The organism is Thermofilum uzonense, assembly GCF_000993805.1.
Taxonomy (GTDB): domain Archaea; phylum Thermoproteota; class Thermoprotei; order Thermofilales; family Thermofilaceae; genus Thermofilum; species Thermofilum uzonense.
Window position 1 is genome coordinate 1,503,785 of the sequence record NZ_CP009961.1, and the last position, 25,321, is coordinate 1,529,105.

25 protein-coding genes, 2 tRNA genes and 2 rRNA genes are annotated in these 25,321 nt (G+C 52.2%); 21 read left to right on the top strand and 8 right to left on the bottom strand.

Annotated features, from left to right (window positions below):
- Window positions 1-366 precede the first annotated feature (366 nt).
- On the top strand, window positions 367-828 hold the full coding sequence (locus MA03_RS07920) for a hypothetical protein (protein ID WP_052884727.1): 462 nt from the start codon (window positions 367-369) through the stop codon (window positions 826-828).
- A 174-nt stretch (window positions 829-1,002) separates the two neighbouring features.
- On the opposite strand, the gene MA03_RS07925 is transcribed toward MA03_RS07920, so the two are convergent.
- From MA03_RS07925 to MA03_RS07935, 3 genes are read right to left on the bottom strand one after another with little or no spacing between them, the layout of a single operon-like run.
- The gene (locus MA03_RS07925; RefSeq protein ID WP_052884728.1) at window positions 1,003-2,325 is read right to left on the bottom strand and encodes a UbiD family decarboxylase; all 1,323 of its coding nucleotides are present in this window, start codon (window positions 2,323-2,325) and stop codon (window positions 1,003-1,005) included.
- On the bottom strand, window positions 2,325-2,801 hold the full coding sequence (locus MA03_RS07930; protein ID WP_052884729.1) for a transcription elongation factor Spt5: 477 nt from the start codon (window positions 2,799-2,801) through the stop codon (window positions 2,325-2,327). Before MA03_RS07930 ends, MA03_RS07925 begins: the two co-directional genes overlap by 1 nt.
- An 11-nt stretch (window positions 2,802-2,812) precedes the next feature.
- Window positions 2,813-3,085 carry a protein translocase SEC61 complex subunit gamma gene (locus MA03_RS07935; protein WP_052884730.1) on the bottom strand — a complete coding sequence of 91 codons (273 nt, stop codon included), beginning with the start codon at window positions 3,083-3,085 and terminating at the stop codon, window positions 2,813-2,815.
- A gap of 337 nt (window positions 3,086-3,422) precedes the next feature.
- Between MA03_RS07935 and MA03_RS07940 the strand changes: the two genes are divergently transcribed.
- From MA03_RS07940 to MA03_RS07965, 6 genes are all read left to right on the top strand, one after another.
- Window positions 3,423-4,922: ribosomal RNA gene (locus tag MA03_RS07940) — 16S ribosomal RNA — on the top strand.
- 158 nt (window positions 4,923-5,080) lie between these two features.
- Window positions 5,081-8,165 (top strand): 23S ribosomal RNA (locus MA03_RS07945).
- The 16S and 23S rRNA genes sit together here, the layout of an rRNA operon.
- 134 nt (window positions 8,166-8,299) lie before the next feature.
- Window positions 8,300-9,202, top strand: a complete 903-nt coding sequence (locus MA03_RS07950; protein WP_052884731.1) for a CBS domain-containing protein — start codon at window positions 8,300-8,302, stop codon at window positions 9,200-9,202.
- 47 nt (window positions 9,203-9,249) lie between these two features.
- Window positions 9,250-9,342, top strand: a tRNA-Met gene (locus tag MA03_RS07955).
- 95 nt (window positions 9,343-9,437) lie between these two features.
- Window positions 9,438-9,529: transfer RNA gene (locus MA03_RS07960), tRNA-Gly, on the top strand.
- 37 nt (window positions 9,530-9,566) lie between these two features.
- Window positions 9,567-9,965, top strand: a complete 399-nt coding sequence (locus MA03_RS07965; RefSeq protein ID WP_191118559.1) for a helix-turn-helix domain-containing protein — start codon at window positions 9,567-9,569, stop codon at window positions 9,963-9,965.
- Here MA03_RS07965 and MA03_RS07970 read toward each other — a convergent pair.
- Window positions 9,962-10,309, bottom strand: a complete 348-nt coding sequence (locus MA03_RS07970; RefSeq protein ID WP_052884733.1) for a hypothetical protein — start codon at window positions 10,307-10,309, stop codon at window positions 9,962-9,964. The genes MA03_RS07965 and MA03_RS07970 overlap by 4 nt on opposite strands.
- A 37-nt stretch (window positions 10,310-10,346) precedes the next feature.
- On the bottom strand, window positions 10,347-10,796 hold the full coding sequence (locus tag MA03_RS07975; protein WP_052884734.1) for an RFA2 family protein: 450 nt from the start codon (window positions 10,794-10,796) through the stop codon (window positions 10,347-10,349).
- Between the two features lie 52 nt (window positions 10,797-10,848).
- Between MA03_RS07975 and MA03_RS07980 the strand changes: the two genes are divergently transcribed.
- From MA03_RS07980 to MA03_RS07990, 3 genes are read left to right on the top strand one after another with little or no spacing between them, the layout of a single operon-like run.
- Complete coding sequence (locus tag MA03_RS07980; RefSeq protein ID WP_052884735.1) at window positions 10,849-11,823, top strand: ATP-binding protein; 975 nt, start codon at window positions 10,849-10,851, stop codon at window positions 11,821-11,823.
- Between the two features lie 60 nt (window positions 11,824-11,883).
- Window positions 11,884-12,159, top strand: a complete 276-nt coding sequence (locus MA03_RS07985) for a hypothetical protein (protein ID WP_052884736.1) — start codon at window positions 11,884-11,886, stop codon at window positions 12,157-12,159.
- Window positions 12,152-12,805 carry a DUF47 family protein gene (locus MA03_RS07990; RefSeq protein ID WP_052884737.1) on the top strand — a complete coding sequence of 218 codons (654 nt, stop codon included), beginning with the start codon at window positions 12,152-12,154 and terminating at the stop codon, window positions 12,803-12,805. The genes MA03_RS07985 and MA03_RS07990 overlap by 8 nt, the downstream gene beginning before the upstream one ends.
- A gap of 3 nt (window positions 12,806-12,808) precedes the next feature.
- On the opposite strand, the gene MA03_RS07995 is transcribed toward MA03_RS07990, so the two are convergent.
- The gene (locus MA03_RS07995; RefSeq protein ID WP_236944878.1) at window positions 12,809-15,178 is read right to left on the bottom strand and encodes a DNA-directed DNA polymerase; all 2,370 of its coding nucleotides are present in this window, start codon (window positions 15,176-15,178) and stop codon (window positions 12,809-12,811) included.
- Between the two features lie 67 nt (window positions 15,179-15,245).
- Window positions 15,246-15,857 (bottom strand): archaeal proteasome endopeptidase complex subunit beta, encoded by a 612-nt coding sequence (psmB, locus tag MA03_RS08000; RefSeq protein WP_052884739.1) that lies wholly within the window; start codon window positions 15,855-15,857, stop codon window positions 15,246-15,248.
- A 130-nt stretch (window positions 15,858-15,987) separates the two neighbouring features.
- Between psmB and MA03_RS08005 the strand changes: the two genes are divergently transcribed.
- The 5 genes from MA03_RS08005 to MA03_RS08025 are packed head-to-tail and all read left to right on the top strand — an operon-like array spanning window position 15,988 to window position 19,929.
- Entirely contained in the window at window positions 15,988-16,920 is a 933-nt protein-coding gene (locus MA03_RS08005; RefSeq protein ID WP_052884740.1) for a helix-turn-helix domain-containing protein, read from the top strand.
- Complete coding sequence (locus MA03_RS08010) at window positions 16,868-18,118, top strand: hypothetical protein (protein WP_191118560.1); 1,251 nt, start codon at window positions 16,868-16,870, stop codon at window positions 18,116-18,118. The genes MA03_RS08005 and MA03_RS08010 overlap by 53 nt, the downstream gene beginning before the upstream one ends.
- A gap of 49 nt (window positions 18,119-18,167) precedes the next feature.
- On the top strand, window positions 18,168-18,728 hold the full coding sequence (locus MA03_RS08015) for a 50S ribosomal protein L15e (protein ID WP_052884952.1): 561 nt from the start codon (window positions 18,168-18,170) through the stop codon (window positions 18,726-18,728).
- Window positions 18,725-19,183: an RNA-binding domain-containing protein gene (locus MA03_RS08020; RefSeq protein ID WP_052884742.1), complete on the top strand. Its 459-nt coding sequence runs from the start codon at window positions 18,725-18,727 to the stop codon at window positions 19,181-19,183. Before MA03_RS08015 ends, MA03_RS08020 begins: the two co-directional genes overlap by 4 nt.
- Window positions 19,180-19,929 carry a PHP domain-containing protein gene (locus MA03_RS08025; protein ID WP_052884743.1) on the top strand — a complete coding sequence of 250 codons (750 nt, stop codon included), beginning with the start codon at window positions 19,180-19,182 and terminating at the stop codon, window positions 19,927-19,929. Before MA03_RS08020 ends, MA03_RS08025 begins: the two co-directional genes overlap by 4 nt.
- 77 nt (window positions 19,930-20,006) lie before the next feature.
- Here the strand turns inward: MA03_RS08025 and MA03_RS08030 are convergent, their stop codons facing one another.
- On the bottom strand, window positions 20,007-20,633 hold the full coding sequence (locus tag MA03_RS08030; RefSeq protein ID WP_052884744.1) for a hypothetical protein: 627 nt from the start codon (window positions 20,631-20,633) through the stop codon (window positions 20,007-20,009).
- A gap of 210 nt (window positions 20,634-20,843) precedes the next feature.
- On the opposite strand from MA03_RS08030, the gene MA03_RS08035 reads away from it, so the two are divergent.
- Genes MA03_RS08035 through MA03_RS08060 form a run of 6 tightly spaced genes read left to right on the top strand, consistent with a single transcriptional unit; the run spans window position 20,844 to window position 25,281 of the window.
- On the top strand, window positions 20,844-21,155 hold the full coding sequence (locus MA03_RS08035; RefSeq protein WP_052884745.1) for an Rpp14/Pop5 family protein: 312 nt from the start codon (window positions 20,844-20,846) through the stop codon (window positions 21,153-21,155).
- 60 nt (window positions 21,156-21,215) lie between these two features.
- Window positions 21,216-22,112, top strand: coding sequence for a ribose-phosphate diphosphokinase (gene prs / locus MA03_RS08040; RefSeq protein WP_052884746.1), 897 nt, complete (start codon window positions 21,216-21,218; stop codon window positions 22,110-22,112).
- Complete coding sequence (locus MA03_RS08045; RefSeq protein WP_052884747.1) at window positions 22,105-23,070, top strand: translation initiation factor eIF-2B; 966 nt, start codon at window positions 22,105-22,107, stop codon at window positions 23,068-23,070. The genes prs and MA03_RS08045 overlap by 8 nt, the downstream gene beginning before the upstream one ends.
- Window positions 23,070-24,053: a ribose 1,5-bisphosphate isomerase gene (locus MA03_RS08050; RefSeq protein ID WP_052884748.1), complete on the top strand. Its 984-nt coding sequence runs from the start codon at window positions 23,070-23,072 to the stop codon at window positions 24,051-24,053. The genes MA03_RS08045 and MA03_RS08050 overlap by 1 nt, the downstream gene beginning before the upstream one ends.
- A 48-nt stretch (window positions 24,054-24,101) precedes the next feature.
- Complete coding sequence (locus MA03_RS08055; protein ID WP_052884749.1) at window positions 24,102-24,719, top strand: phosphoribosyltransferase; 618 nt, start codon at window positions 24,102-24,104, stop codon at window positions 24,717-24,719.
- Window positions 24,706-25,281: a DNA replication complex subunit Gins51 gene (locus tag MA03_RS08060; RefSeq protein ID WP_052884750.1), complete on the top strand. Its 576-nt coding sequence runs from the start codon at window positions 24,706-24,708 to the stop codon at window positions 25,279-25,281. The genes MA03_RS08055 and MA03_RS08060 overlap by 14 nt, the downstream gene beginning before the upstream one ends.
- The last annotated feature ends 40 nt before the right edge of the window (window positions 25,282-25,321 follow it).

The following is a 25,321-nucleotide window of genomic DNA, read 5'->3' on the forward strand; positions in this document are numbered from 1 at the left end:
CCTCCACCCCCTCACAAGGGGGTGCCACCACTAAAGGTTGGGATGGAGGATTAAAAAAGGCTTATGTTTTGAGGGGGTCTGGTTTCGGCCCATGGTATTTGCTGCGCCGGGCATGCGTGCTGTGCTTTGCCTCTCTCCCTGCTTTCTTTTCCCCGAGAGTGCAGGAGCACGTCCTTGTGCCCCAGTTTTCTCGGGGAAGCACTGTGTAGCCGTCGAGGCCGTGTGCCCGCTCATCCCCCCTTGTCGGGGTTGAGGGCCATTGTTGAGGGCCTTGCGGCGGCCTGTATGATTAATATTATTATTATTCAGGTATAAAAAGACTAATTGTTTACCTTTTTAATGTTCCTGTTTAATGCTTTTTAGCGTATGCTTGCCTGCACAGCTCTAGTAATGCTTCTCGTCTCTGCGGTGGAGGGCGAGGAGGGTGCTAGGCTGGAGGCTGAGAGTCTCCTGTGGACGGCTGTCTCCAACCCTCCTAGCGTCGAGGCCGCCGGGAGGCTGGCTGCCTACGCGTCGAGGGTGGTCGAGAGGGAGTACAGGGAGGCCTTGGAGGCTTACAGCCGGGCATTGTCCCTCGCCGGTGGCCTCAACCTACACCCGGGGGAGTCCAGGGCTATGCAGGCCTTCCAGGTTGACCACGCGGGGAGGGCGTACCAGGCTCTAAGCGAGGCGGTCGAGGAGGTGAACATTCGACGCACACGCATCGCCTCCCTAAGGATCTACGCTGACATCCTCCCAGAATACAGGAAGACACTCAACGATATTGACGCGATGCTCAGAGAGCTGGAAGAACTCAAAAGCAGGATTGAAGGACTCCTCGAGGAATAGGAAGCATGCCAAGGCTTTGCCTCGAGGATCGGTCTTTAAAGGCTCTGGCAAACCAAGTAAATAAAGCAAAAAGCTTTAAATTGCGAAGCAACCATGAATTCCAGGCGTTAAACATGGAGGGAACAGTAGACTTGCTCGCCGAAGTTCATCTTCCGTCAAGTTCACATCAAGACGTTACTGGCGAGCTTCTGGTATCCTGGCACGCTTGAACATCCAGTCCGGCTTGCCTAAGGGACGTGTAGCATCGATTCCCATCTTTGATGTCATGAGGCTCTTCTGGTCAGCTGAGGGGTCTAGGCTACTCCCCCTAACCCCCCTCAATATTATTACGTCTTCGTCCGGCTGCATCCTTGTAGCTATAGCCCATTCGACTTCTCGGGGGTTGTCGGGATTCACGTCGCCGTCAACCACTACGACGAGCTTGAGCGAGGGGTGTGCTGCGAAGGCGGCCAAGATAGCGTTTTTGGCATCCCCGTCCACGTTTTTGTCGATGCTGACAACCGCGTAAAGCCACCCGCCCCCGGAAACCGGGAGTCTGACCCTATGGACTCTAGGGACAACCTTACTGACAGACTCCCATATGGTTACCTCCCGCGGGAACCCCATAAGTAATATGTGTTCTTCTCCTGAGGGCAGAATCGAGTAAAACATTGGGCTTGGACGTGCAAGAATCTCGTGTACTTTGAAGACAGGCTCCTCACGCACCTCATCATACGTGCCTAGTATATCCACGAAGGGCCCTTCCTTAGCCCTCCTATCAAGGAGGAACTCTCCTAGGATCACGTATTCGCTTGGAACCGGTAGGGGGACTCCTTCGAGCAGGTCTACTGTGGCGGCTAGACTACCCCCTGCCAGGCTGTTCGCCACTTCGGCCTCGTATACCCCGTAGGGGGGACTTGATGCGGCGGTCAGGTAGAAGATTGGGGGAGCGCCTATAAGTATGGCGGCCCTTAATGGGCGCCTCTTCTTCTCGGCTTTCGTAAACATGTGGTAGAGGTGTCTAGGGACAAGTCTGACGGCTAAGTGGTTCTCGTCGAGCAGCATAGCCCTATGAATACTAGCATTGATAGCGTTTCCGTCGCACTCCTTGGCCACAAAGATTCCAGCCGTTATGTAGTGGCCCCCGTCGAGCTCGAAGAACTTTGGGATGGGTAGTTTGTAAAGGTCATCTCCCAGCGAGGCCATCGAGGGGGTTTCCAGTAGCTCGATCTTCCTCGGAGATGCCAGGGCCCTAGACATCTGCAAATAAGCCTCAGCGTCGCTAGACACGTTCAAAGCCAAATACAGGGCCTCCCGTGAGGCAAGCAGATTCGAGACTATAGGTCCTTTCTCGGAGTTGACCAGGATGGGACTAGGCTGAGCCTCCTGAATAAACCTGGCGACCTGGAACTCTAGCTTTAGCATCGAAGAAGGCGATACAAGCCTTTTCCTCGATGAGAGCTCTTTCAGAAAAAGCCTCAAATCTAGCTCGGGCCTTCCTCCCCCAGTATTAGACATCAGGACTGCGCCTCAGCCTTCTGGACCACCTTTATGTCCTCAGCGCTGATGGTTACAGGCAACACGTAGACGGCCTCGGCTAACTCCACCTTGACCTCGTTCCTGGTGGGGTCGACGCTGACTATCTTACCCCTCATCCCCGCAAACGGGCCCCTTATAATCTCTATGATGTCCCCGACTTTCACGCTTTCGACTATGGGCTTCGGCTTGATCAAGGCCTCCATCTCCTGATAGCTTATAGCCCCTCTGACAGCTCCTCGTACATGCTTCATCCCCATTACGAGCCTCTGGGCCTCGTACAGGGCATCACACTCTATAAACACGAGGCCCCTAACCCCCGGCACGACGACGATAGAGTATACCCTGTAGCCACCGCCTTTCGCACGGTTATACAACAGCTGGGCCACGTTGTACTCCTGGCCCACAGTGACGCGGAAGGCATAGAAACGTGTGCCCTTCGAGCTCTTCTCCCCCACTTGTATACACCCTAAATCTTGCTTCTACCCCTAAGGTACATTGTGACGAGTACGAGAACCAGGGCTACGAGCACACCCCCCACAACCATGTACTCGCGGGGGATAGCCGTGAACCTTGCAAACTCGAGCATGCTTCCTACAAGCTGGAACGCAAAGCCTATGCTCCCCAGAAGCCCCAAGCCAAGCAGGACTGTTTTGAGTGTAACCATGTACTCCTCTTTCGTCGGCTTAGTAGCAAGCTTCAACACTTTAACCCAGTCTTCGAAGGTCTCTCTGAGGCCCACAACATTACACCCTGTACCTCATCAACCCTCGATCATAAAAAACTTTGCCGCCGACCGCGTGGGACGGGTCTGAAACACGCAATAATAGGAATATTCCTTAAAGTAAAGTATATAAAGGTCTGATATACAACACTAAAATGCTGCCGTGGACCCCGGCGGCTCGCCTGGATCACGGGGGAGGCAACCTCCCCCAATGAAAAGGCGGCCTCCGTCCACGGCAACACAGTGCTTCCCCGAGAAAACTGGGGCACAAGAACGTGCTCCTGCACTCTCGGGGAAAAGAAAGTGAGGCGCGGTGCGCAGGCTCATAAATGGTGCTCCGCCCGCTCGCGGCCAGACTCCGGTTGATCCTGCCGGACCCGACTGCTATCAGGGTGGGGCTAACCCATGGAAGTCTAGGAGCCGGGGCTACGGCCGGCTCCGGCGGACGGCTCAGTAGCACGTGGCTAACCTACCCTCGGGAGGGGGATAACCCCGGGAAACTGGGGCTAATCCCCCATAGGCGCAGACTCCTGGAATGGGTCCGCGCCGAAAAGGCTGCAACGCCATGCCCGTTGCAGCCGCCCGAGGATGGGGCTGCGCCCCATCAGGTAGTTGGCGGGGTAACGGCCCGCCAAGCCGATAACGGGTGGGGGCCGTGAGAGCGGGAGCCCCGAGATGGGCACTGAGACAAGGGCCCAGGCCCTACGGGGCGCACCAGGGGCGAAACTTCCGCAATGCGGGAAACCGTGACGGAGCCACCCTGAGTGCCACCCGATGAGGGTGGCTTTTGCCCGGTCTAAAAAGCCGGGCGAATAAGCGGGGGGCAAGCCTGGTGTCAGCCGCCGCGGTAATACCAGCCCCGCGAGTGGTCGGGACGATTATTGGGCCTAAAGCGTCCGTAGCCGGCCCGGCAAGTCCCCCTTTAAAGCCCACGGCTCAACCGTGGGAGCGGGGGGATACTGTCGGGCTAGGGGGCGGGAGAGGCCGGGGGTACTCCTGGGGTAGGGGCGAAATCCTATAATCCCAGGAGGACCACCAGTGGCGAAGGCGCCCGGCTGGAACGCGCCCGACGGTGAGGGACGAAAGCTGGGGGAGCAAAGGGGATTAGATACCCCCGTAGTCCCAGCTGTAAACGATGCGGGCTAGGTGTTGGGTGGGCCTCGAGCCCGCCCAGTGTCGTAGGGAAGCCGTTAAGCCCGCCGCCTGGGGAGTACGGCCGCAAGGCTGAAACTTAAAGGAATTGGCGGGGGAGCACCACAAGGGGTGAAGCTTGCGGTTTAATTGGAGTCAACGCCGGAAACCTCACCGGGGGCGACAGCAGGATGAAGGCCAGGCTAACGACCTTGCCAGACGAGCTGAGAGGAGGTGCATGGCCGTCGCCGGCTCGTGCCGTGAGGTGTCCTGTTAAGTCAGGGAACGAGCGAGACCCCCGCCCCTAGTTGCAACCCAGCCTTTCGGGGCTGGGGCACTCTAGGGGGACTGCCGGCGATAAGCCGGAGGAAGGTGGGGGCTACGGCAGGTCAGTATGCCCCGAAACCCCCGGGCTACACGCGAGCTGCAATGGCGGGGACAGCGGGCTCCGACCCCGAAAGGGGAAGGAAATCCCGTAAACCCCGCCTCAGTAGGAATCGAGGGCTGCAACTCGCCCTCGTGAACGTGGAATCCCTAGTAACCGCGTGTCACCAACGCGCGGTGAATACGTCCCTGCTCCTTGCACACACCGCCCGTCGCTCCACCCGAGGGAGGCCCAGGTGAGGCCTCTCGCCGAAAGGTGGGAGGTCGAATCTGGGCCTCCCAAGGGGGGAGAAGTCGTAACAAGGTGGCCGTAGGGGAACCTGCGGCCGGATCACCTCCTTTTTGATCCGGTCGGAAAGCCTGCGCACCGCGCCTCACGCCTACTCATAATGGATGCAACCCCGGAGGCCAGGCCTCCTGGGTGAAGGGCGCAAGCCCCCATGCGACGCCATGGGGGATGATGAGCGCCGCGCAGGAGTGTGCAGATCAGGCTTACACCAGTAGACAGCTCGAAGCCGTCCGGTGGATGGCTAGGCTCGGGCGCCGAGGAAGGCCGTGGCAAGCGGCGATACGCCTCGGGTAGCCGCATGCAGGCTTTGATCCGAGGATCGCCGAATGGGACCTCCTGTTACGGGCGAATAGCCCGTAACGCTCGGGAAACCCTCTCGGGGAGTACCGAGCGGGAACCCCCCCAACGGAAACATCTTAGTAGGGGGAGGAGAAGAAACCAACAGGGATCCCCTGAGTAGGGGCGACCGAAAGGGGGAGAGCCCAAACCGAACTCCTAGGCGATAAGCCTGGGCGGATGTGGTGTTGTAGGGCCCCGCGTCCTCCCGGCCTCGGGTAGCCGAAGTGGGCTGGAAGGCCCCGCCGCAGAGGGTGACAGCCCCGTAGGCGAAACCCGAGGGGGGAGATGGCGGGTGTCCCTGAGTACCACGGCTTGGTTTTGCTGTGGGAAGCTGGGGGGCACCGACCTCCAAGGCTAAATACGTCCCGAGACCGATAGCGAACTTAGTACCGTGAGGGAAAGCTGAAAAGCACCCCGGAAGGGGGGTGAAAAGAGCCTGAAACCGGACGGTTACAGGTGGCGTGGCCCGAAAGGGTCGATCCTCCCTAAAGGAACCCCGGGCGACCGGGTAGTACGAGGGGAGGGGACCGGGGTCACGCCTTACGTCTAGAAACACGGGCCGGGGAGTTCACGGCTGTGGCGAGCCTAAGGGGGTCAAGCCCCGAAGGCGCAGGGAAACCGACAAGCCCGTAGCTGGTCGTCAGACCGGTGTGGGGCGGGGTCTGAAAGGGCCCGGAGTCACAGCCGTGAGACCAGAAACCGAGCGATCTAGGCCGGGGCAGGGTGAAGCCCGGCGAAAGCCGGGTGGAGGCCCGAAGGGGTTCTGACGTGCAATTCGTTCCCATGACCTCGGCCTAGGGGCAAAAGACCAATCAAGCTCGGTGATAGCTGGTTCCCCCCAAAGCGGGTCCCAGCCCGGCCCGCCCGGAGGTGGCCAATCGGGTAGGGCACCGATTGGGGGTTTAGGGGCCGAAAGGCCCCGGCTCCCTTTCGAACCCCGAACCGATTGGCACCGTAGATGGGCGGAGACGGGTTCTGGCGGATAAGCCGCCAGGCCGAGAGGGGAACAACCCAGACCGGGGTTAAGGCCCCTAAGTGCCGGCTAAAGTGTCAAGCCAGAAGGGTGTCCCCCGCCTTAGACAGCGGGGCCGTAGGCTTAGAAGCAGCCATCGGCTAAGAAGTGCGTAACAGCTTACCCGCCGAGGCGGGGGGCCCCGAAGATTAGCGGGACTAAGCCGGCCGCCGAGACCCCGGGGCACCCCACACTGTGGGGTGATCCGGTAGGGGGGCGTCCGGGTGGACTAGAAGTCGGGCCGTGAGGTCCGATGGATCCGCTCGGAACGAAAATCCCGGCGGTAGTAAGAGCGCAAGAGGGGTGAGAATCCCCTCCGCCGAAAGGGCAAGGGTTCCTCAGCAACGGTCGTCGGCTGAGGGTTAGCCGGTCCTAAGGCGGCCCTTAACCGGTGCCGCCGAAAGGGAAAGGGGTTAATATTCCCCTGCCGTGGGGGTACGCTTCGCGGCAACGCAAGGCCCCACTCCTGACGCCGCGGGATAGGGGGAGTAGGGCCACCGCCCTATCCAAGCGCTGAAGCCCGTGGAGTGCCGTCATGGCGAGAAACGGGTGAAGGCGTGATGGGCCCGCCGTTAGGCGGGTTCCCCCGACTCCCGGGGCCAGTGAAAAGGGAGTGGGGAAGGATCCCCCACGACCGTACCGAGAACCGACACAGGTGCCCCTGGGTGAGAAGCCCAAGGCGTGGCGGGGTAACCCGGGCTAGGGAACTCGGCAAATTAGCCCCGTAACTTCGGGATAAGGGGTGCCTGCGGTCTTGGGGCCTACCCCTGGGACCGCAGGTCGCAGTGACAAGGGGGACCCGACTGTTTAATAAAAACATAGGTCCCCGCGAGCCCGAAAGGGTGAGTACGGGGGCTGAATCCTGGCCACTGGCGGTACGTGAAACCCGGGTACAACCGGGCGAAGCGCCGCTGAAGGCCGGGAGTAACTCTGACTCTCTTAAGGTAGCCAAATGCCTTGCCGGGTAAGTTCCGGCGCGCATGAATGGATCAACGAGGTCCCCACTGTCCCAGCCCGGGACCCGCTGAACCCGCAACCAGGTGCAGAGTCCTGGGAGTCCCGGTGGGGCGAGAAGACCCCGTGGAGCTTCACAGCAGCCTGGCGTTGGGATACGGCTGCGGGTGCGGAGCGTAGGCGGGAGCGATGAAACCAGTCCTCCGGGGCTGGTGGATGCGATCATGAAACACCGCTCACTCGTGGCTGTATCCCTAACCCTGGGGCGATCCTGGGGGACAGCGCCAGGTGGGCTGTTCGGCTGGGGCGGCACACCCCTGAAAAGGTATCAGGGGTGCCCAAAGCTCGGCTCAGGCGGGTCAGAACTCCGCCGTAGAGGGCAAGGCCAAAAGCCGGGCTGACTGCGCCCTTAAACGCATGGGGCGCAGGCGGGAAACCGGGGCCTAGCGAACGCTCGTGCCCCCTTCGGTGGGGGCCGGGCATGACAGAAAAGTTACCCCGGGAATAACCGGCTCGTCGCGGGCGAGAGTTCACATCGACCCCGCGGTTTGGTACCCAGACGTCGTCTCTTCCCAGCTTGGCCCTGCAGCAGGGGCCAAGAGTGGGGCTGCTCGCCCATTAAAGGGGAACGTGAGATGGGTTTAGACCGTCGCGAGACAGGTCGGACTCTACCTGCCGGGACCGTTGGCCGCCTGAGGGGATGGTCCGCTCAGTACGAGAGGAACGGCGGGCCGTGGCCTCTAGTTTACCGGTTGTCCGGTAGGGCACTGCCGGGCAGCCACGCCGCAAGGGGTAACCGCTGAAGGCATCTAAGCGGGAAACCCACCCCGAGACGAGGCGGCCATTCCCGGCCATTGGGCCTCGGCGACGAGGCTTGTGGCCGGGACGAGGGCACCCGTAGAAGACGGGGTTGATGGGGTGGCGGTGTAGGCACCGAGGGTTTCCGAGGTGCGAGCCGGCCACTCCCAATAGCCCGAGGCTGTCTACTGGTGTAAGCCTGAGCACAAATCTCCTGCGCGGCGCGAATTCATTTTCTTCATTCTTTTGATGTTTTTATTCGTCAACTGTTAATTCATTTTTAGTTGGATAACAAATTTTAACCTCCCCTTCTACGTATATGACGATGAGAGTTAGCGAGATTCATATTGGTCGATACCCTCCCGCCCTGTATCTTGATGTTGAGGCTTCACTAATGGACGTGTTCCTAGGAATGGCCTCGAAGCGTGTAAGGCATTGTCCTCTGGTGGACGGTAATGGTCGGCTTGTCGGCATGGTCTCTGTGAGGGATCTTATTGACTTTTTAGGTGGTAAAAGGTTCGAGACGGTTGTAGGGGGGCTTTTCGGCGGTGATGTGTTGAAGGCTCTCCGAGCGACGAAGGCCCGAGAACTGAGTTATAAGCCTCCTTTCGTCTATGTCGACTCTGATTTAAGGGAGGTTGTTGAGACGATGCTGGAGAAGGGGGTTGGGGCTTTGGCCGTTATTGACAGGGATGGAAAGTTGCGGGGGCTTATCTCGGAGCGTCATCTGATCTCTCTTTTCGCGGATATTGAAACCCATGTTAAAGTCAAGGAGATCATGACGAGTAATTTTGTCAGTTTGTCGCCCAGTGATACTCTTGCTGCGGGAATGAAGGTTATGTCTGAGCGCAGGGTTCGTCGACTCCCATTGATCTCGGGTGGTGCTCTGGAGGGGATCGTCACTGTTAAGGACATGATAGGCTTCCTAGCATCAGAGGAGTCTCTGAACTCATTGAGCTCTGGGAGAGTGGAGGCTGTTTACGGCGTGCCCCTATCCTATATTGCAAGCAGGCCTGTGTTAACAGTCGATCCTGAAGAGGACGTGGGAAAAGCCATACTAAAGATGAAGAACCACAATGTAGGGGCCCTCATGGTGGCTGTGGGTCAGAGGCCTATAGGTATACTTACTGAACGCGACGTCATGTCTAGATTGCCACGCATCAGAGGAGTAGAGACGTTCATAGATGAGATGCGCCAGAAGATATACGCTTCCCGTGTTTCCTTCTAGAGGAGCAGCGTAACGGATATATTTTCTTTCTGTAGTTTATTTTTCAAGCCGGGGTCGCCTAGCCTGGTCTAGGGCGCCGGACTCATAATCAACCGGGATGAGCTATCCGGTCTTCCCGGGTTCGAATCCCGGCCCCGGCACTATATCCTACTAGCCGGTCTCTCGTTCATCGATTTCCTAGTGCCTCGTGTGTGGCAAAAAATTTTTGAGTGAAACCCTTACTAATACGTGTGGTGCGGCCGTAGTCTAGTCTGGTAGGATGGCGGCCTCCCAAGCCGCAGAGCCCTGTAGGCGCGGAGAACCCGGGTTCAAATCCCGGCGGCCGCACCTCATATGCACTTCTGGTCACTTGGGGATAGCGTGAATGAATCCTCAGCCTACTCCTAATCCTGGTTGCAAAACGCTTATAACGGCATCAATGGAAGGGTTCAGTGGTGATTTCGTGAGCCTTACGGGAGTCGAAAGGTTCGTGCTTGCATATATCTACTATGAGTATGGCGGGAAAATATACTTCCAGGCTAGCAGCAACACCCCTGAGGAGTATCTAGCAGAGTTTATCACTGAGGAGTTTCTCCCCCGCAAGAACCCGAACTTTGCACGTGTTGTTGCTGGATTCGCGGAGGCTCTAAGAGGGTTGAAGGATAAAGGCTATGTTTCAATGACTGGATACGAGGTAAACCTGACGGATGACGGTAAGAGGGAGGCCATGAAGGTTCCTCAGGAGGAGTACAGAGAGCTCAAAAGGAAGTTTACCAAGGTTTAAGGGCTTCCTGAGAGTTGGAAAACATATTCTTCCTTGCTAGGGTCAAATTTTCTGACGACTACACCTTTCTCGATAAGCGATGTAAGGGCCTTGTAGAAAACAGCGGGCTTAATCCCCTTTTTCTTACTCCACTCGTAGAGTTGACTGCGCGTAAGCCCCCCGCCCTCCGGCTTCAAACGTTCAAGTATTAACTCTTCAACCTCCTCTGTCAGTAGAGCCCCTATACCGGGCTCCTCCCTCTTTTCCCCCTCTACAGTTTTCTTCTCCTCTGACCCTGGTGTTAGGAATGCTGTGAGGTCTACACCACTAGGCTGTTTTTCCTCCTTTTTTCGTTTAGAGGGCATCCGCTTTTACCATTTATTCAAATCGGAGAATTGCTTATTATGTTTTCGTGGGAGTTATACTTCTCAAAATCAATTCGCGGTCAACGACTAATTGTCTTTTAAATACCTCGAAATAGGTCTCAGGGACTTTTTTAATGAGAGTTGCCGAGACATAGATGACACCGTTGAACTCCCTTATCATCCCATATACCAGCACGGGCGTACCCTCGACAAGCCAACCCATCGTCTCCACCGGTATTTTATCTGGCCAGACACGAACAATCACTTCATGCTCTTCAAAGCTGAGAGTGTAGTCTTGAAACGATCTCCACTTGTAAAGACTCTTTACTACTCCAATTGTGCTTATTTTCCTTGCACGCAGAGTTACATCTTTAAAACTTAGATTCAACGATACAGCGGCCCCGATCTTTACAATGTTCTCTGCCCTAATCTCTGATGGTAGCACCCGCAGGTGTCCATCAACGGTTATCACGCGTTCTTCAGCCATTACGTGTCTAACATATCTCGCAACGATTTAAGCCTCGCTAATTTAAACGGTGATGCTTTCTAGGCAGTTGAGCGTAAACCTATCAAATAGGTTCTTCGGCAAGCTGAAGATACCTGACAGCCACATACTTATCATAGGTCCAACCGGGTCAGGTAAGACGAATACCGCTAAGGTTCTTGTCGAGGAGTACGTAAAGAAAGGGGTAAGTGTTTTGATACTTGATTGGCACGGTGAATACAAGGGTCTGAAGAGATATGTTCCCGGTGAGAACCTGTCGATGAATATCCTCGCCGGCCACGACAAGATCGACGTGGAGTTTGTGGTCGACCTCTTGTCTCAGGTCTTCCAGTTGACTGAACCTCAATGGTATTTTCTAGTTAAAAGCCTTAAAGAGAGAGGCAAAGATGGCTTAAAGCTCTCGTATCTTATAGAAGCCGTGGAGGATCAACCTTCACGAGACTACAAGGAGTTTGAAGTCAAGGCAGCCCTGCTCCGCAGGCTATCTCTACTAAACGAGGGCGTTATGGGCATGGTTTTGAACGGTGATGAAGCCCCCTATTTCCTTTTTGAAGACAACGTCATCGTCGATCTAAGCACGCTCCCATTAAAGTACAGAGGGTTACTAGCCCTGGTCATTTTAAAACACCTTTATGATTTTTCAGTGTTCGCTAGAGGAATCACAGGAAGGATACTTCACGCCACGTTGATCGAGGAGGCATGGAATATAATTCCTTACAGGGCCAGGTGGGACCCCCCCTCCATAGGTGAGAGGCTCTTCCTGGAAGTCAGGAAGTTCGGCGAACAAGTCATAGCTGTCTCGCAGAGGCTTGACGACCTTTCAGAGCGAGTCGTGAGAAACTCACAACTCATCTTGATTCATAACCCGTACCCCCAGGATCTTCTCAAGATAGGTTTCCAAGCTGATACAATATCAAGAACAAGGTTTAAAGCTAAACGGGGAATTATCTACGCTGTATATCCTGACACAGTCAAGCCTCTACGGGTTAGGCGTGCCAGCATCCTCTAAGTCATAAGCTTCACGCAAATAAAATATATTAATGTTCGACGTTTAAGCTTCGGTGTCTGAATGCAGAGGAAGGAGAGGAGATTAAGGATTCGTAGAAAAGATGAGGTGCCGGAGGGCAAGGCTTACATGAATCCTTCAACAATGGCCGAGCTCGGGATAACCTCCGAGATTGAAGTCGTGATAGCCGGCAAGAAAAAACTACACTTCTCGAGCCAAACATTCGACAAGGTACCTCCCAACGAGGTTTGGTGCAACACCGACGAGCTTAAAACTCTGGGGGTGGCTGATAACACAATAGCAACTATAAGAGCTAGAGAGGTGAGCACGAGTGTCTAGCGTCTCAATAGCCGACGCTAAACTAATAGCCATCCTACGCAAGGAGCTTACCCTCGCACAGGCAATACTCAACGACATAGCCCGGGTCTTGAAGACCATCGAAGACGATACTCAACGCGAGGAGCAGAAGAAACTCTTGGAAAACGCCCAGAGGATGAAGAACGAGACCAAGGATCTTCAAACAGAGTACCTCTCCTATCTCTCCAAAATCTCGCGGATGCTTGAGCACAAGGAGGAGTGGGTCAGAATAGGCTCTAGAATAATGGCAATCATAGACAGGCTAAGCGGCATCACGAACAGGCTAAGCTTTCTAATACAGCGCAACTGGGTTGTCCCCGCCAACATCAAGGACGGGCTCATAAACATGAGTGAAGAACTAGGAAGAATGCTACAGACCATGGATGAACTTCTCAATAAACTACAGTCAAACCCCGCACAGGCCCTAGATTCTATCAAGCAGATATCGGAGCTTGAAAACAAGATAGATTCAATTTATAGATCCACGATCTTCAGCATCCTAGACTCGAACGTCTCAAGTAGTACTTCCCTCCTACTCCTAAGCGTCGCCGAGATGCTTGAAGATATCTCCGACACTGTCTACGACTTGACAACCAACGTCTACATACTCCTATTCTATCTCCTATAACATCTAGGCAAAGTCGAATAGAGAGGACTGTTTCTTACCCTTATAGAAGTGTTCCTCCTTTATGCCGAAATATTCCAGGATGCGTAAAGCTGCAGGTATAATCTGGCGTTTAGTATAGTATTCTGTGTCAACATCGCTGAGCGATTTCAGCATGAAGAAGGGAAGAGCCTTCTCAGAGACTTTCTCCCCGCCCTTAACCACGATATAGCCTATCTTAGACCCCTTGCCCACCCGCCAACCCTGACTGGCCATAATCTTGGCAGCCCTTACGTGTGGCGCGTCTACCTCGTATTCGTCAAGGCTTTTAGAAAGCGTCTTCCATATGACTAGCTTCTGTGCGGGAATCTTGTTTGCCTCCAAGTCTGCAATGACCTTTCTCACATAGTCCACAGCCTTCCAGGGATCTCCTTCCTTCAGGACGATCTCTATGACCTTTTCTTGAATCTCCTTGGATATCTCTGCCCAGTCACCCCTAACCGCTTCAAGCCCGACAACATCTATCCTACCATCCTGTAAAAGCCCACAATACCTCTTCTTCGCCTCTGTGAAGAATACTTTGACATAGACCTTATCTACCTTTATCTCAAAGCCGAGGTTTTTCTCCACATAGTCAACGAGTTCCTGAACCTTCTTGGGATCATTTTCCAGGAAAAGAGAGTCCGTGTCACCGTAGATCACGTGGAGGCCGAGACCCTTAGCGCGTGACAGGGTGGTCTTTATAAGCTCTCTACCCCAGGCCGTCGTGGACTCTGCAACCTCCCTCATATACCACCTTGCAACGCTCCAACCGCTATACCCATAGGTAGCGTTAGTGACAACCTTTATGGCCTTTTGTCTCTCGTCAAGCAGTCTGAAGGTATCGCTGTCAGGGTCGAGCTTCTTCATCTGTTCCCTGATCTTTCGCCTTGCCTCTAGTAGATCTTCCAGTACCTTTGAGTAAAACCCCTTTGGACTCTTCCTGAACCTGTGACCGACTCCCGGGGCTATATTAACTTCTTCTGGATCAACCTCGAGGTCTGGAGGAACATAGGTATCAGGCGACACGTTGTACTTGATCATTATATTAGGGTACATAGATGAGAAGTCCAAAACAGCTATGTTCTCGTGTATGCCGGGCTCAGGCTTAAGGACAATAGCGCCAGCGTAGGTTTCAAGGGGCCTCTCCTTACTGTTCGGCACCAGTTCATTAAAAGAATATGCTTTGCGGATAAGGTGCCACTCCACGCGGTTACCGACTGAAGCCGCAAAGACCTGGTCCAATGGGAGCCCTACAAGGCTTGAAAGTTGGATGGCAAAAGGTAAAACTGCCTCGGCAAGCCTGTATGTGCTTAACGCATCATCCCTATTATAGCGCCTTAGAACGTCACGCTGGGACGGGTTATCCCAATACTGATAGACTAGCATCGGGTCTATTAGCGTCCTCTCCTCTTTCTTTACCAGCCCGAGATAATCGACAATATTCTCCAAGGTCTTCATCTTGACCTCAGGGATTTCGCTGGCGTAGTCGTAGAGGTCCATGTTAGCACGCCCAACTATGCTGTAGTGTCCGTAAACGCTTTGGGCAGGCTCGCCAGTACTTCTAGCTATATCCAGCTTTACCCCGTTTTTACGGGCGCGCGTCAGAATATACGGCCAGTCAAACCTATTGCTATTATACCCGACGATTACGTCCGGATCCTCCTCTAAGAGATCATCTACGAACTCTCTAATCAGCCTAGAATCATTCTTGTCCTCTGCTTCGAATGTCTCTATGCCATTCCTCGTCGCCCTACTTATCAAGACAATGTTGTCTCTCTCGGGATCCGGTTCTCCAAACTTGTTATAGCATTCTATGTCGAAGGCATACACTTTTAGACCAGGAAGTCTCTGTTCCTCTACGGGCTCCGGAGGCGTCACAGCCTCGAATACACGGTCTACCCGCCATACACGTGGTTTCTCAGCCTCCTTCACCTTTACACTGTGCCAGGCGCTGGGCCTGACATCATTGTCAACCATGTACCTCATGTAGAACCTGATGTCGGCCTCTAGAACCTCCTTTACACCCTTGGCTTTCGCAGCGGCTTCACGCGCTTCTGGAACACTTCGAGGATCCGACAAGGTTATCTTGACGACCTCGACCGGTTTACCGAAGTACTTCTTTTCTACTCTCTCTAAAGATAACACTTTTATCTTGGAAAGACTCGTTTGGAGAGACCTCAGCAGCTCATCGGTTATTTTCTCGCCGGCCGGCAGCACGTAGAAATACGGGCGGAAACTCTTGTCGATGACAACTATCCTCTCGCCAGCCTCGCTAATACCCCACAATCTAACCTCCGGTACCCCGTTAACCACATCATAGCTAACGTCGAGAAGCCAAAAGACTTCCTCAGACACGACCATCTTCAAGACTATCTATCGGGAGCTGTTTAAAAAAGATAATGTGCGGGATGCATATCTTGTCTCAGCGGGGGAGAGGCCAGGTAAGATTTTTCTCTCGAGCACCCTCCTTTGATATGGTTAGAACGTCTATACCATCCCCGCTAGCCGCGTCTCGTTTCATGGCGGCTTCTACTGCCTTCACGGCCAGCTTTTCCGCCTCCTCAATGCTTAAAGAGGAGTCATATGCGTCCTCGATGATACTTATCGCCAGCTGGGTTCCCGTTCCCAGCGCAACATAGTCATCTTCAATAATAGCTCCTATAGGGTCGAGCGAGTATAGATGAGAGCCACCCTCGTCTATCCCTCCGACAACTATCTCCGCGAAGTAGGGGAAAAGTCTCCTTTCATAGAGAACATAAGAGAGCAGTTTAGCCGTTGTCCATACACTAGGCGAAATCCCAGCGTCCAACGCGTACAAACGCATTTCAGCCTCAACGATTCTCGCCAGTGTCTGCATATCCGCCATAAGTCCCGCACTAGCTATGCCCATTCGGTCAAGTATCCTGTAGACCTTCTTACCCGACTTGCTCATCAGGTATAGACCATAGGAGACCCTCTTCTCAGCTGCAAGCACAACACCATCAGCAACCCTAATACCCACTGTAGTACCAGGGAGGAACTCTGCCTCTCCCATCAGTTACACCGCTTAAAAACAAAATATGCTAGGCTATAAGCCTTGTGTCTATTGAGAACCTCCCGTACATAAGTTTATAAGTTTCCATTAGGTCTTCTAATTAAGAGAGCGGGGTATCGTGGCTCCAGATATGACTGAGGAGAAGCCCAGGCATGCTTCACCGCTCTATGTGAAACTCCCTGAAAGTGAATATTGCATAGACTATATACTAGTAGCTGAGAAGAATGTGGTTCTCGCAAAGGAGTCTGACGACGCATCTAAGATAACGCCGGGGACAGCGAACACCCTTAAAACTATAGCTGATTTCCTGGACGCGCTTCCCATTATACTCTCCAATAAGATTTCAGGAGAAAAGCTGGAGGAGAGCATTGTATATTCTCGCCACAACATCCCGGTGGTGAGCCACGAGACTTTCAAGCATCTATTTACTGGAGGCAGGGCACCTCTCATCTACTTCTCTCACGGCGGCGTATACGTCAAAGTGAGGGGTAAAAAGCTCAAGGAGCTTCGGGAAAAAATGGGGTTGAGCAGGGGAGAGCTGGCCTGGAGGATAGGTGTCTCTAACAAGGCTATAGTTAACTACGAGGAGGGAGAGAGTGACGTTAGCCTGGACGTCGCTTGGAAGCTAGAAAAGCTTTTCGGGGATGTTATTTTCGAGGAGGTCTCGACAGAGTCGTTGAAGGAAATCTTCAACGAGAAAATAAAGGCCCCAGACTCTGAACCCAGGGATGCTATACTTCGCTCCGTCTTCATAGAGCTTAGATCCTATGGCTTCAAGAACTATGTATTCTCCAAGGTGCCCTTCGACGCGGGTGTGAAGTTCGCACGCGAGAAGATAAACGTCAAGATAGCTATAAAAGAGGAGTCCTCGAGTAAAGACATCATGATAGCTAGCAAGGTCTCCGAGCACACTCACACCCCCCTTGTCGTCATAGCTAACACGCTTGACGAGGTAGGGGATGAGGAGAACCTCGTTGTAGTTAAGAGCAAGGACCCACGCAAAGTCAGAGATGCCATCCTTAACATCTTCAAGAGAGAAGGCCAGCAAGTTCACTTCCAGTAAGGCTGACTTCATGACCGACTTTTGCAGGATACGGGAGACTTGCGAGGGGAAAGCCGTACTACGACATTGCGATCTAAGCGAGTATGCCGATGCCTCTGGATTTGTTGACCCTGCCTGGGCCCCGGTTTTCTACAATCCTAGGATGCGTTGCTCAAGAGATATTTCAACGTCGGTTGTCGCGGCTTACGCACAGCTAACCGGGAGAAGCAACCTGACGGTTATCGACGTGATGAGTGCGACAGGCGTGAGGGGGATACGGTATGCGCTCGAGGTCGAGGGCATCTCAAGGGTGATTTTGAACGACGTGAATCCCAGGGCGGTAGACCTTGCAAGACAGAATGTCGATTTGAACGGGTTGCGGGATGTAGCATCGGTTGAGAATAAGGAGGCGCACATCTTGCTAGCCTCTCTCAGGGCGGATATTGTGGACGTCGACCCCTTCGGGACTCCGGCCCCTTATGTCCATCCAGCGATAAGGGCTTTGAGGCACAAAGGACTGCTCTGCGTCACGGCAACGGACCTTCCACCTCTTTTGGGAAAATACCCTGCAGCCTGTGTCAGGAAATACTTCTCTCTAAGCTTCAAGTCGGAGTTTTCACGTGAACTGGCGGCTAGAATCCTTCTTTATTTTATCGCCCGTGAAGCGGCTAAGCTAGGAAGGCGTATAAGGCCCTTCTATACATATTATCTTGATCATCACATTAGAGTCTGCGTCATAATTGAAAAGAGCTCCAAAAGTAGTTTTCTCGAGGAAAACACGGGTCTCATACTCTACAACCCTGAAACGCTGGAGCGCCACAAGATCATTCTACGGGAGCTTTATGGACTGCCTGGCAAGCTGGCACCTAGCGGCGTAGCCGTATTGGGAGGCCCCTTATGGCTGGGAAGCTTATGGGGCGATGAGGCCGCTAATAAAGTGTTAGACCATTATACGTCTCGGGTGACCGCCCTAGGGCTGTGTAAGAAGGGGGCTAGACTCGCCAAAAGAGTCGTCGAGGAGCTGCACCACGAGAGCTTCTACTTCACTACCGAGAGTATAGCCTCCCGATTCCAGCTCCCGCACGAAGTATCTCCTGATGATCTGATAACCCGGCTGAATTCTCTTGGTTACCCCTCCTCTCACACCCACTTTGACGACAAGGGCTTCAGGACACGCGCAGACCTGAAAACGATTCTGGACGCGTGGAGCTCTATCTGAAAAAGAAAACTTTATGTATGGAGGGGTAATCTTGACGTGGGAGAATCTCATGGGCTATCAGAAATACCTCGCTGAAATCTGGAAGAGACCCCTCAAGGGGGATCACGGAAAGCTCATGAAGGAAAGATTCATATTCTGGCGAAGAGAGCCCACCGTGGTTAGAATCGAGAAGCCTACAAGGATAAACCGTGCACGAGCCTTAGGCTACAAGGCTAAACAGGGCTATGTCGTTGCCAGGGTTCGTGTCAGAAAGGGCGGCTTGAACAGGCCACGTCCAAGCAGTGGCAGGAGGCCGAAGAGAATGGGCGTCGAGGGCTACAGTCCTCACAAGAGCCTGCAATGGATAGCTGAAGAAAAAGCAGCTAGGAAGTTCCCAAATCTAGTAGTCCTTGGCTCATACTGGGTTGGTGAAGACGGAGTCTACAAATGGTATGAGGTAGTCATGGCTGACCCTAACCATCCTGCTGTAAAGAACGACCCCGAGAGGAGGTGGATATCCGGGTTCAGCGTGAAGAAGGACTACAGGATCACCCGTGAAAAGCTATTAAAGATCCTACAGAAAGCAAACCTCGAGTGGTCTCCTGGAGGCGAGGAGAAAGACTCAAAATGAAAAAGACAAGGTTAGCAACATCCGTCGAGATCTCTAGTTTTATCCACGCTACAGAGGAAGAGGAAAGAGTCCTTCAAGCCGTGAAAAACCTTCTTCCTCCTGACCTCAGGAACCTAGAATATGTTGATGTAAAGAAAAGCATCAGTTATGGTTACTATGGGAACCCTATAGTCTTCCTTAGCCTAAATTTCCCAGAGTCCCAAGTTGACGAGATAACGCTCTATATACTCTCCCATCTCCCAAAGGGGGACATCAAAAGCATATTAGATGATTTTGAGAAAAGATTTGCCAGGGGGCGTCTCTACCTGCGTTTCGATAAACAGGAGGCGTACTACGGGAATCTGAAACTCAGCGAGGGGGATGAAGTGATTAAATGCGTTATAAAGTTTAAGCCCCATCTACGCAAGCGTGGCGACTTTGAATCAGTTTTCAAGGAGCTAGGAGTTTTATCATGAAACGGAAACGTTTCTACGACGTTTTCTGCGGCCTCGTCGGAAACCTAGACCCGTACGAACTTAAAGGTCTCTACACGAGAGCGTCAAGACTCGGCTACGCCGGCTGTGCTATTGTCTATATAATCGAGGATTCCAGCGATGTACGAGAGGCATTTGAGAAACTTAGAGCCGCTCGCAGGGTTCTAGATATTCTCCAAGAGGATAATCACAAATTATACTTGAGATGTCACCTTAAGGTCTCGGGTCAGGGAAAGGCTAAGAGTTTCCTAGCTAGGGCTAGAAGGTTATGCGACTTAGCATCTATTGAGGGACTAACTCGTGAATCTATAGCCTTTGCGAGTCGTGACAGGAGGATTGACATTCTAACGTTAGTCCCAGGTGTCTCTCCAAGGCTGTTCCGTGGTGATATCCTTTACATAGCAGAATACGAGAAGCTGGTAGAGGTCCCCTTTTCATACATGTGGGACGCGGACCCATTAATCTTTTCCAAGAAGATTATGCACGCCCGCACCTCGCTGCAAAAGATTATAGCGAAGAAGTTGCCAGTACTCGTATCTAGTGGAGGGGATGGAAGTATTGATCCGAGGGCTCTGTTCTCTTTCGCCGAGCTTACACTGGGAGCCGATTACTCAGTTCTGGTCAAGTCAGCCTCAACGCTTATCGAGAAAAGATTGCATGAGAACAGGGAAAGGATACTTGGGATAAGACCCGTAGAGGGTGTGCGCGTAAAAGCTGATAAAGCTTAACACGCCGACTGCTCGTAATAGGTTAATAAGAGAAAAAGAGAAATAATTTTGAAAGGATACTCGATTAGGTTGCCGGGTTATTCTGGAGGAGGTATCGAGCCTTTAAGGAGGTCTACATGTTCATCTGTTAGTAGACACTCCCTGTATGTGGCTAAGCTCGTTTTGCCCTCTGAAAGCTTTACTCTGTGGAACAGGAATTTCTTGTTTGGTATGTCTGCTGTGAAGACCCTGATCTCAGGCAACTGCTCCAAGTATTTTTTAAGATCTTCGTGTGACAGTACAGTGGATAGTTGTTTTGTCGCCAGCCATACCCGCACGTGAATAGCTAGTACTCCCTTGAATCTCGCCTTTGCTAGGGCTTTAAGGGTCTCTATGGTGGCTTCATTGACCGTGCTTAGCTTCTGCTCCCCACCGTATGAGATATATACTGCCTCGAATTTTTCCTCGACTATCTCTTTTGCTATCTCCTCAATTCTCTCCTTCTCGTAGGTAAAAACTACGCCTATTCCATCTCTATATCCCGTAACATATGTGAAGGATGTTAGTGCGGATGCGGCCATGGCGGCGCATATTCTGTCGGGATACGTTAGAACGGCTACCCTCTTGAGCCCATCGAAGAGATGTTCTCCAACGAGTCTTCCTGTAAGTGAGCGGAGGTATAATTCCTTATACAGTGGCAGGAGAGATGCTGTTTTTGAAGCCATGTTTTGAATTATATCTTGAAGGAATTTATTTCTTTTCCTAAACGGTTCTAACAATATCTCTTACCCATTTTTTCGATTATTTAAACCATCGTGTAAACCAGACGCTGTAAGTGTTTCATTCCCTGCTACTCTAAGTATCCTTAGTAGATCTCTTCCAGGTGAAAAATATTTTAGGAGCTGAATCTACGGCTTAATTACTGTTGCCCTGGTATGAGGGACGTCAAGCACAGATACGTCGTGGTCCGTGTCAAGGATAGTTCAAAGTCTCCAGAAGAGATCGAGGGACTAGTAACCAGTCTTATACTCCAACTCTTCGGCGTTGATGGTCTCTCTAGAGTGCTCCCGAAGGTTGTCTACCGTAATGACCGTGGGATTTCCGTTATAAGGGTTAGACGCGAGGGCTTGAAAATCTTTAGAGCTTCCTTAACGTTGGATCGTTCCTCGAGCATATATGTGATGAAAACCACTGGGACTCTAAGGAAGGCTTCACGTATAGCTGACAGTTGGAGGGATGAAGTCTAAACCGCCCTGCGCAGTAGGAAAGCCTAATAAGAAGTTAGTGTGCCTTTATCCTGAAAAATCATGAATGAGTTGATAGTGTTAGGCGGTTCTACATGTACAGCCATCGGACTCGAGGTCTCGAGAATACTGGGAGTAGAGTTTCAGCCAGTGATTACCCGTGAGTTTCCCGACGGAGAGCTCTATGTAAGGGTTCCGTTAGGTGTTAGTGGGAAAAGAGTTTTCCTCGTCGAGTGTGCTGGGAGAAGGCCTAACTCAGCCTTAGTTGAGAGTGTCCTGACGGTGAAGACTCTTCTCAAGAAGGGGGCTCGTGAAGTTGTACTGGCCCTGCCGTACTTCCCTTATGCGCGGCAGGATGAGGAGTTCAATCCCGGGGAAGCCGAGAGCCTGAGGATCGTGGCAGAAATGCTGGAGGGGCTTGGGGTTTCAGGCATTGTTACGGTAGATATGCACCTTCACAGGTTTAAGAGTATGGAGCAGGTCTTTCACATCAAAGCAGTCAATGTGACTGCCATGAACGAACTCGCAAGTTATCTCTCCCAAAGATATAGTGATTTTTCCCTGGTCGTCGGTCCTGATGAAGAGGCTGAACAGTGGGCTAGGGTTTTTTCAGAAAAGGTTAACGCGCCGTACATAGTTCTAAGGAAAGAGAGAAGGGGTGATGAGGACGTCGAGGTCAGAGGAGGTCTCCCGTATAAAGGCAGAGTAGTTATAGTTGACGACATTATTAGTACTGGCTCTACCATTGCAGAGACAGCCTCGAATATAAAAGCTATGGGAGCGGGCGAAATACTTGTTGCCTGTACGCACGGTCTTTTCGTGAGCGGTGCGGAGTCAAAGATATTTGCCTCCGGTGTACAAGATATTATATCCACGAACAGCGTTCCTAACCCATTTGCCCGCGTTAGTGTAGCTCCGGCTTTAGCCGCCGGCTTAAAAAGGGTGATGGGTGATGAGTAAGATCGATTACTCGGAGGTTATTGAAAGCATAAGGTCGGGACGAATTCATAGTTCTTCCGAGGTGGTTATCTTCGCCTTGAATAAGATGGTTGACGTTCTTGAGTCCGAGAAAAAGCTCAGCAGTTTTGCTAATTTTGCACTTAAAGTTGTGAAATCGCGTCCCACGTCTGCTTTGCTAGTGAACGCTACACGGGAACTTGCACAAGTAATACTGAAGAACAAGGAAAGCAGCATTGAGGAGATATTGGAGCTTTCCAGAAGGAAGGTGGAAGAGTTAAAGGGGCGTATTCATGACTCTGTTGAATCTTCCGCCGCGATAGCCGAGAAGAGAATCGAGTCGGGTGACACCCTGCTTACAACTTCTTACAGTATTTTCGTGAAGAGAACCCTTGAAAACGCGGTTAAAAAGGGGAAAGATTTAAAGGTGGTTGTAACCGAGTCGCGGCCCGGTAGCGAGGGATTCAGAATGGCTTCAGAGCTTGTCTCACTGGGCTTAGACGTTACTCTAATCGTTGACTCGGCGGTCAGGTTTGTAATGAAAAATGTTGACAAGGTTTTTCTTTCTTCTGAGAGCGTCACCGCTAATGGAGCGAATGTTACAAAGGTGGGCTCCAGTCAGATTGCGCTCGCAGCCCACGAGGCTCGAGTCAGAGTGTTCGTGGTGACGTCAACTTTGAAGTTTAGCCCTGAAACACTTGTCGGCGAACTCGTGGAGATACCTGAAGCTGATACCAGTGAAATGCGGGAAATGTTGCTAAAGAAAGGGTTGGATAAGGTAAAGATAAGGGCCCCTCTATTTGACGTCACACCACCCGAGTATATAGACGCGATCATAACTGAGAAGGGCCTTGTAGCGCCATCCTTTGCTATAATGACTGTTCGCGACCTTTACGGGTGGCCTCCTAAACCTCCTCTTCTTGAAGAGACTCTCATGGAATTGGCACGGGTTGACAGATGATGGAGCGAGCTCTCCCTGAGGAGGTTGTCGAGATAGCGCGTGACATAAAGGATATGAGGATACGGGGCGCTGGGAGGATTGCGAGAGCCGCGGCTCGGGCTCTCAGCATGGCCGTGGAGAAATATTCTGGGGACGACTTGGAAGACTTTAGGAGGTACATCGGGTTCGTTGCTGAGTATCTTGTAAAGACTCGTCCCACGGCTGTCTCGCTTCCGAACGCGGTAAGCTTTGTGGTGAATCCCTTCTTTAAGGCTCGGGATTTGAAAAGCGTGCAGGAGGCGAGGAGAATGCTTTTAGAACGTGCCTCAGCATTCATAAAATATTCGGAGGATGCTCTCGAGAGAATAGCCGAGATCGGGAGCAGGTTGGTACAGGACGGAGATAACATTCTTACGCATTGTAACAGCGAGGCTGTTGCCTCTATCATCCGGCGTGCGATTCGTGAGGGAAAAAACATTAAGGTGTTTGCCACGGAGACCCGTCCCTTGTATCAGGGACATATCACTGCCAGGATGCTTCTCGATGCTGGCGCGGATATAACTCTAATACCGGACTCAAGCATTAGAAGCATTATTCGTAGAATTGACAAGGTCATAGTGGGTGCTGATACTGTGACAGCTAACGGTGCAGTTGTCAACAAGATTGGCACGAGCCTTATAGCTTTGATAGCTCACGAAAGGAGGACTGACTTCTATGTGGCAACTGAGACCTACAAGTTCAGCCCCTACACGGTCTGGGGCGAGCCAGTAGTTATAGAAGAGAGGGCTCCAACAGAAGTAGCATCTCAAGAGTTTCTAGACAAGCATCCCAAGTTAAAAATACTTAACCCCTCTTTTGACGTCACGCCATCAAGTTACATAACAGGGATAATCACGGAGATAGGTCTAATACCGCCGAACGCTGCCCTTCTCGTGCTAGAGGAAGTATACGGGCGTGAGGCTGGACACGAGCCGATCCAAGGATTAGATGAGGGGGAGGTTTAACCCCTTAAGAGGCGATAAAGCTAATTTGCCGTTTAAACTATTAGATATATGGTTGGTGGATCCCCTAAAATTACAACGATCTCATGGAGCGAACTATTCAGTGACACCTTAGAGTTGGCTAAGAGAATTATTTCAAGCGGCTTTATCCCTGAAAGACTTATCGTTGTTGTGAGGGGAGGATTAGTCGTCGGACGGATTCTCTCAGATCTCCTGCAAGTTAAAGAGCTCGTAAACCTTCCGGTCTCCTTTTACAAGGGTGTCGGAACCACTCGGGACAAACCCGTAATCTCAGCAGATATAGATGAGAGTATAATTAAGGGTAGGAGTGTACTGATAGTCGACGACATTGTCGACACGGGTGAAACCTTGAAAGCTGTCCTGGCCTATGTCGAGAGTCTTAAACCCAGAATTGTTAGGAGTGCTGCCCCGTATGTCAAGCCCTGGGCTAACCCCTTCCCGGATTACTACGTTAAAATCGTAGAGGACTGGGTGGTTTTTCCTTATGAACTCCGGGAAACAATGGAAACCCTCCCGGCTAACACCGCTGAAAATTTGGGGCTGGATGAAAAGACTCTAGAGGAGATAAAAACACTTATCGGCATGTTCAACGCCGAAAAAGAGGGGACGTCTAGAGAACCTCAAGGGAATACCAATGGATTACTCTAACATCTTCGCTAAATTCATAAGCGAGCTATTGAACAGGAATTTAGAAAGACTTGAGAAAGATTTCTATGAAAGGACAGTTAATGAGCTCAACAAGCTTAGAGGTGAGAGGGTTTTAGCGAGAAGCATATCAAATACTCTAAAGGTCATGTTGATCCTGAGGCTTTCCAAGGAGCTTATGATGCTCGTCACAGATCCCTCTAAGCTCGACGTGGAAACATTGCCAATACTAGAAAAGAAAATCCTCCTTGAAATCATCGACGCCTTGAAATCCCTGGAGCCTAGTCAGGACGTGAAAGACAATGCCCCAAAGACGGGTGAAACGAGCTCCACCCAGAAGCCTGGGGGTGAAAGCTCTAGATCTCCTCCAATAGTTAGCGAAGTGAAACAGGAGGGGAAAACCCTTGTCTTCTTCTTGAAGGCGTATCCACGCATAATCGACCATGACTTGAGTCTGGGGCCATTCAATAAGGGTGACATAGCTTATCTTCCCAAAAGGCTTGCCAAGGAGCTTGTCAACTCGGGTTATGTCGAGGAGATTGTTGAGATAACACCGCCTGCCTGACCTCATACTTAACGTTGTACATTGTAAGCTGAGTGGTAGC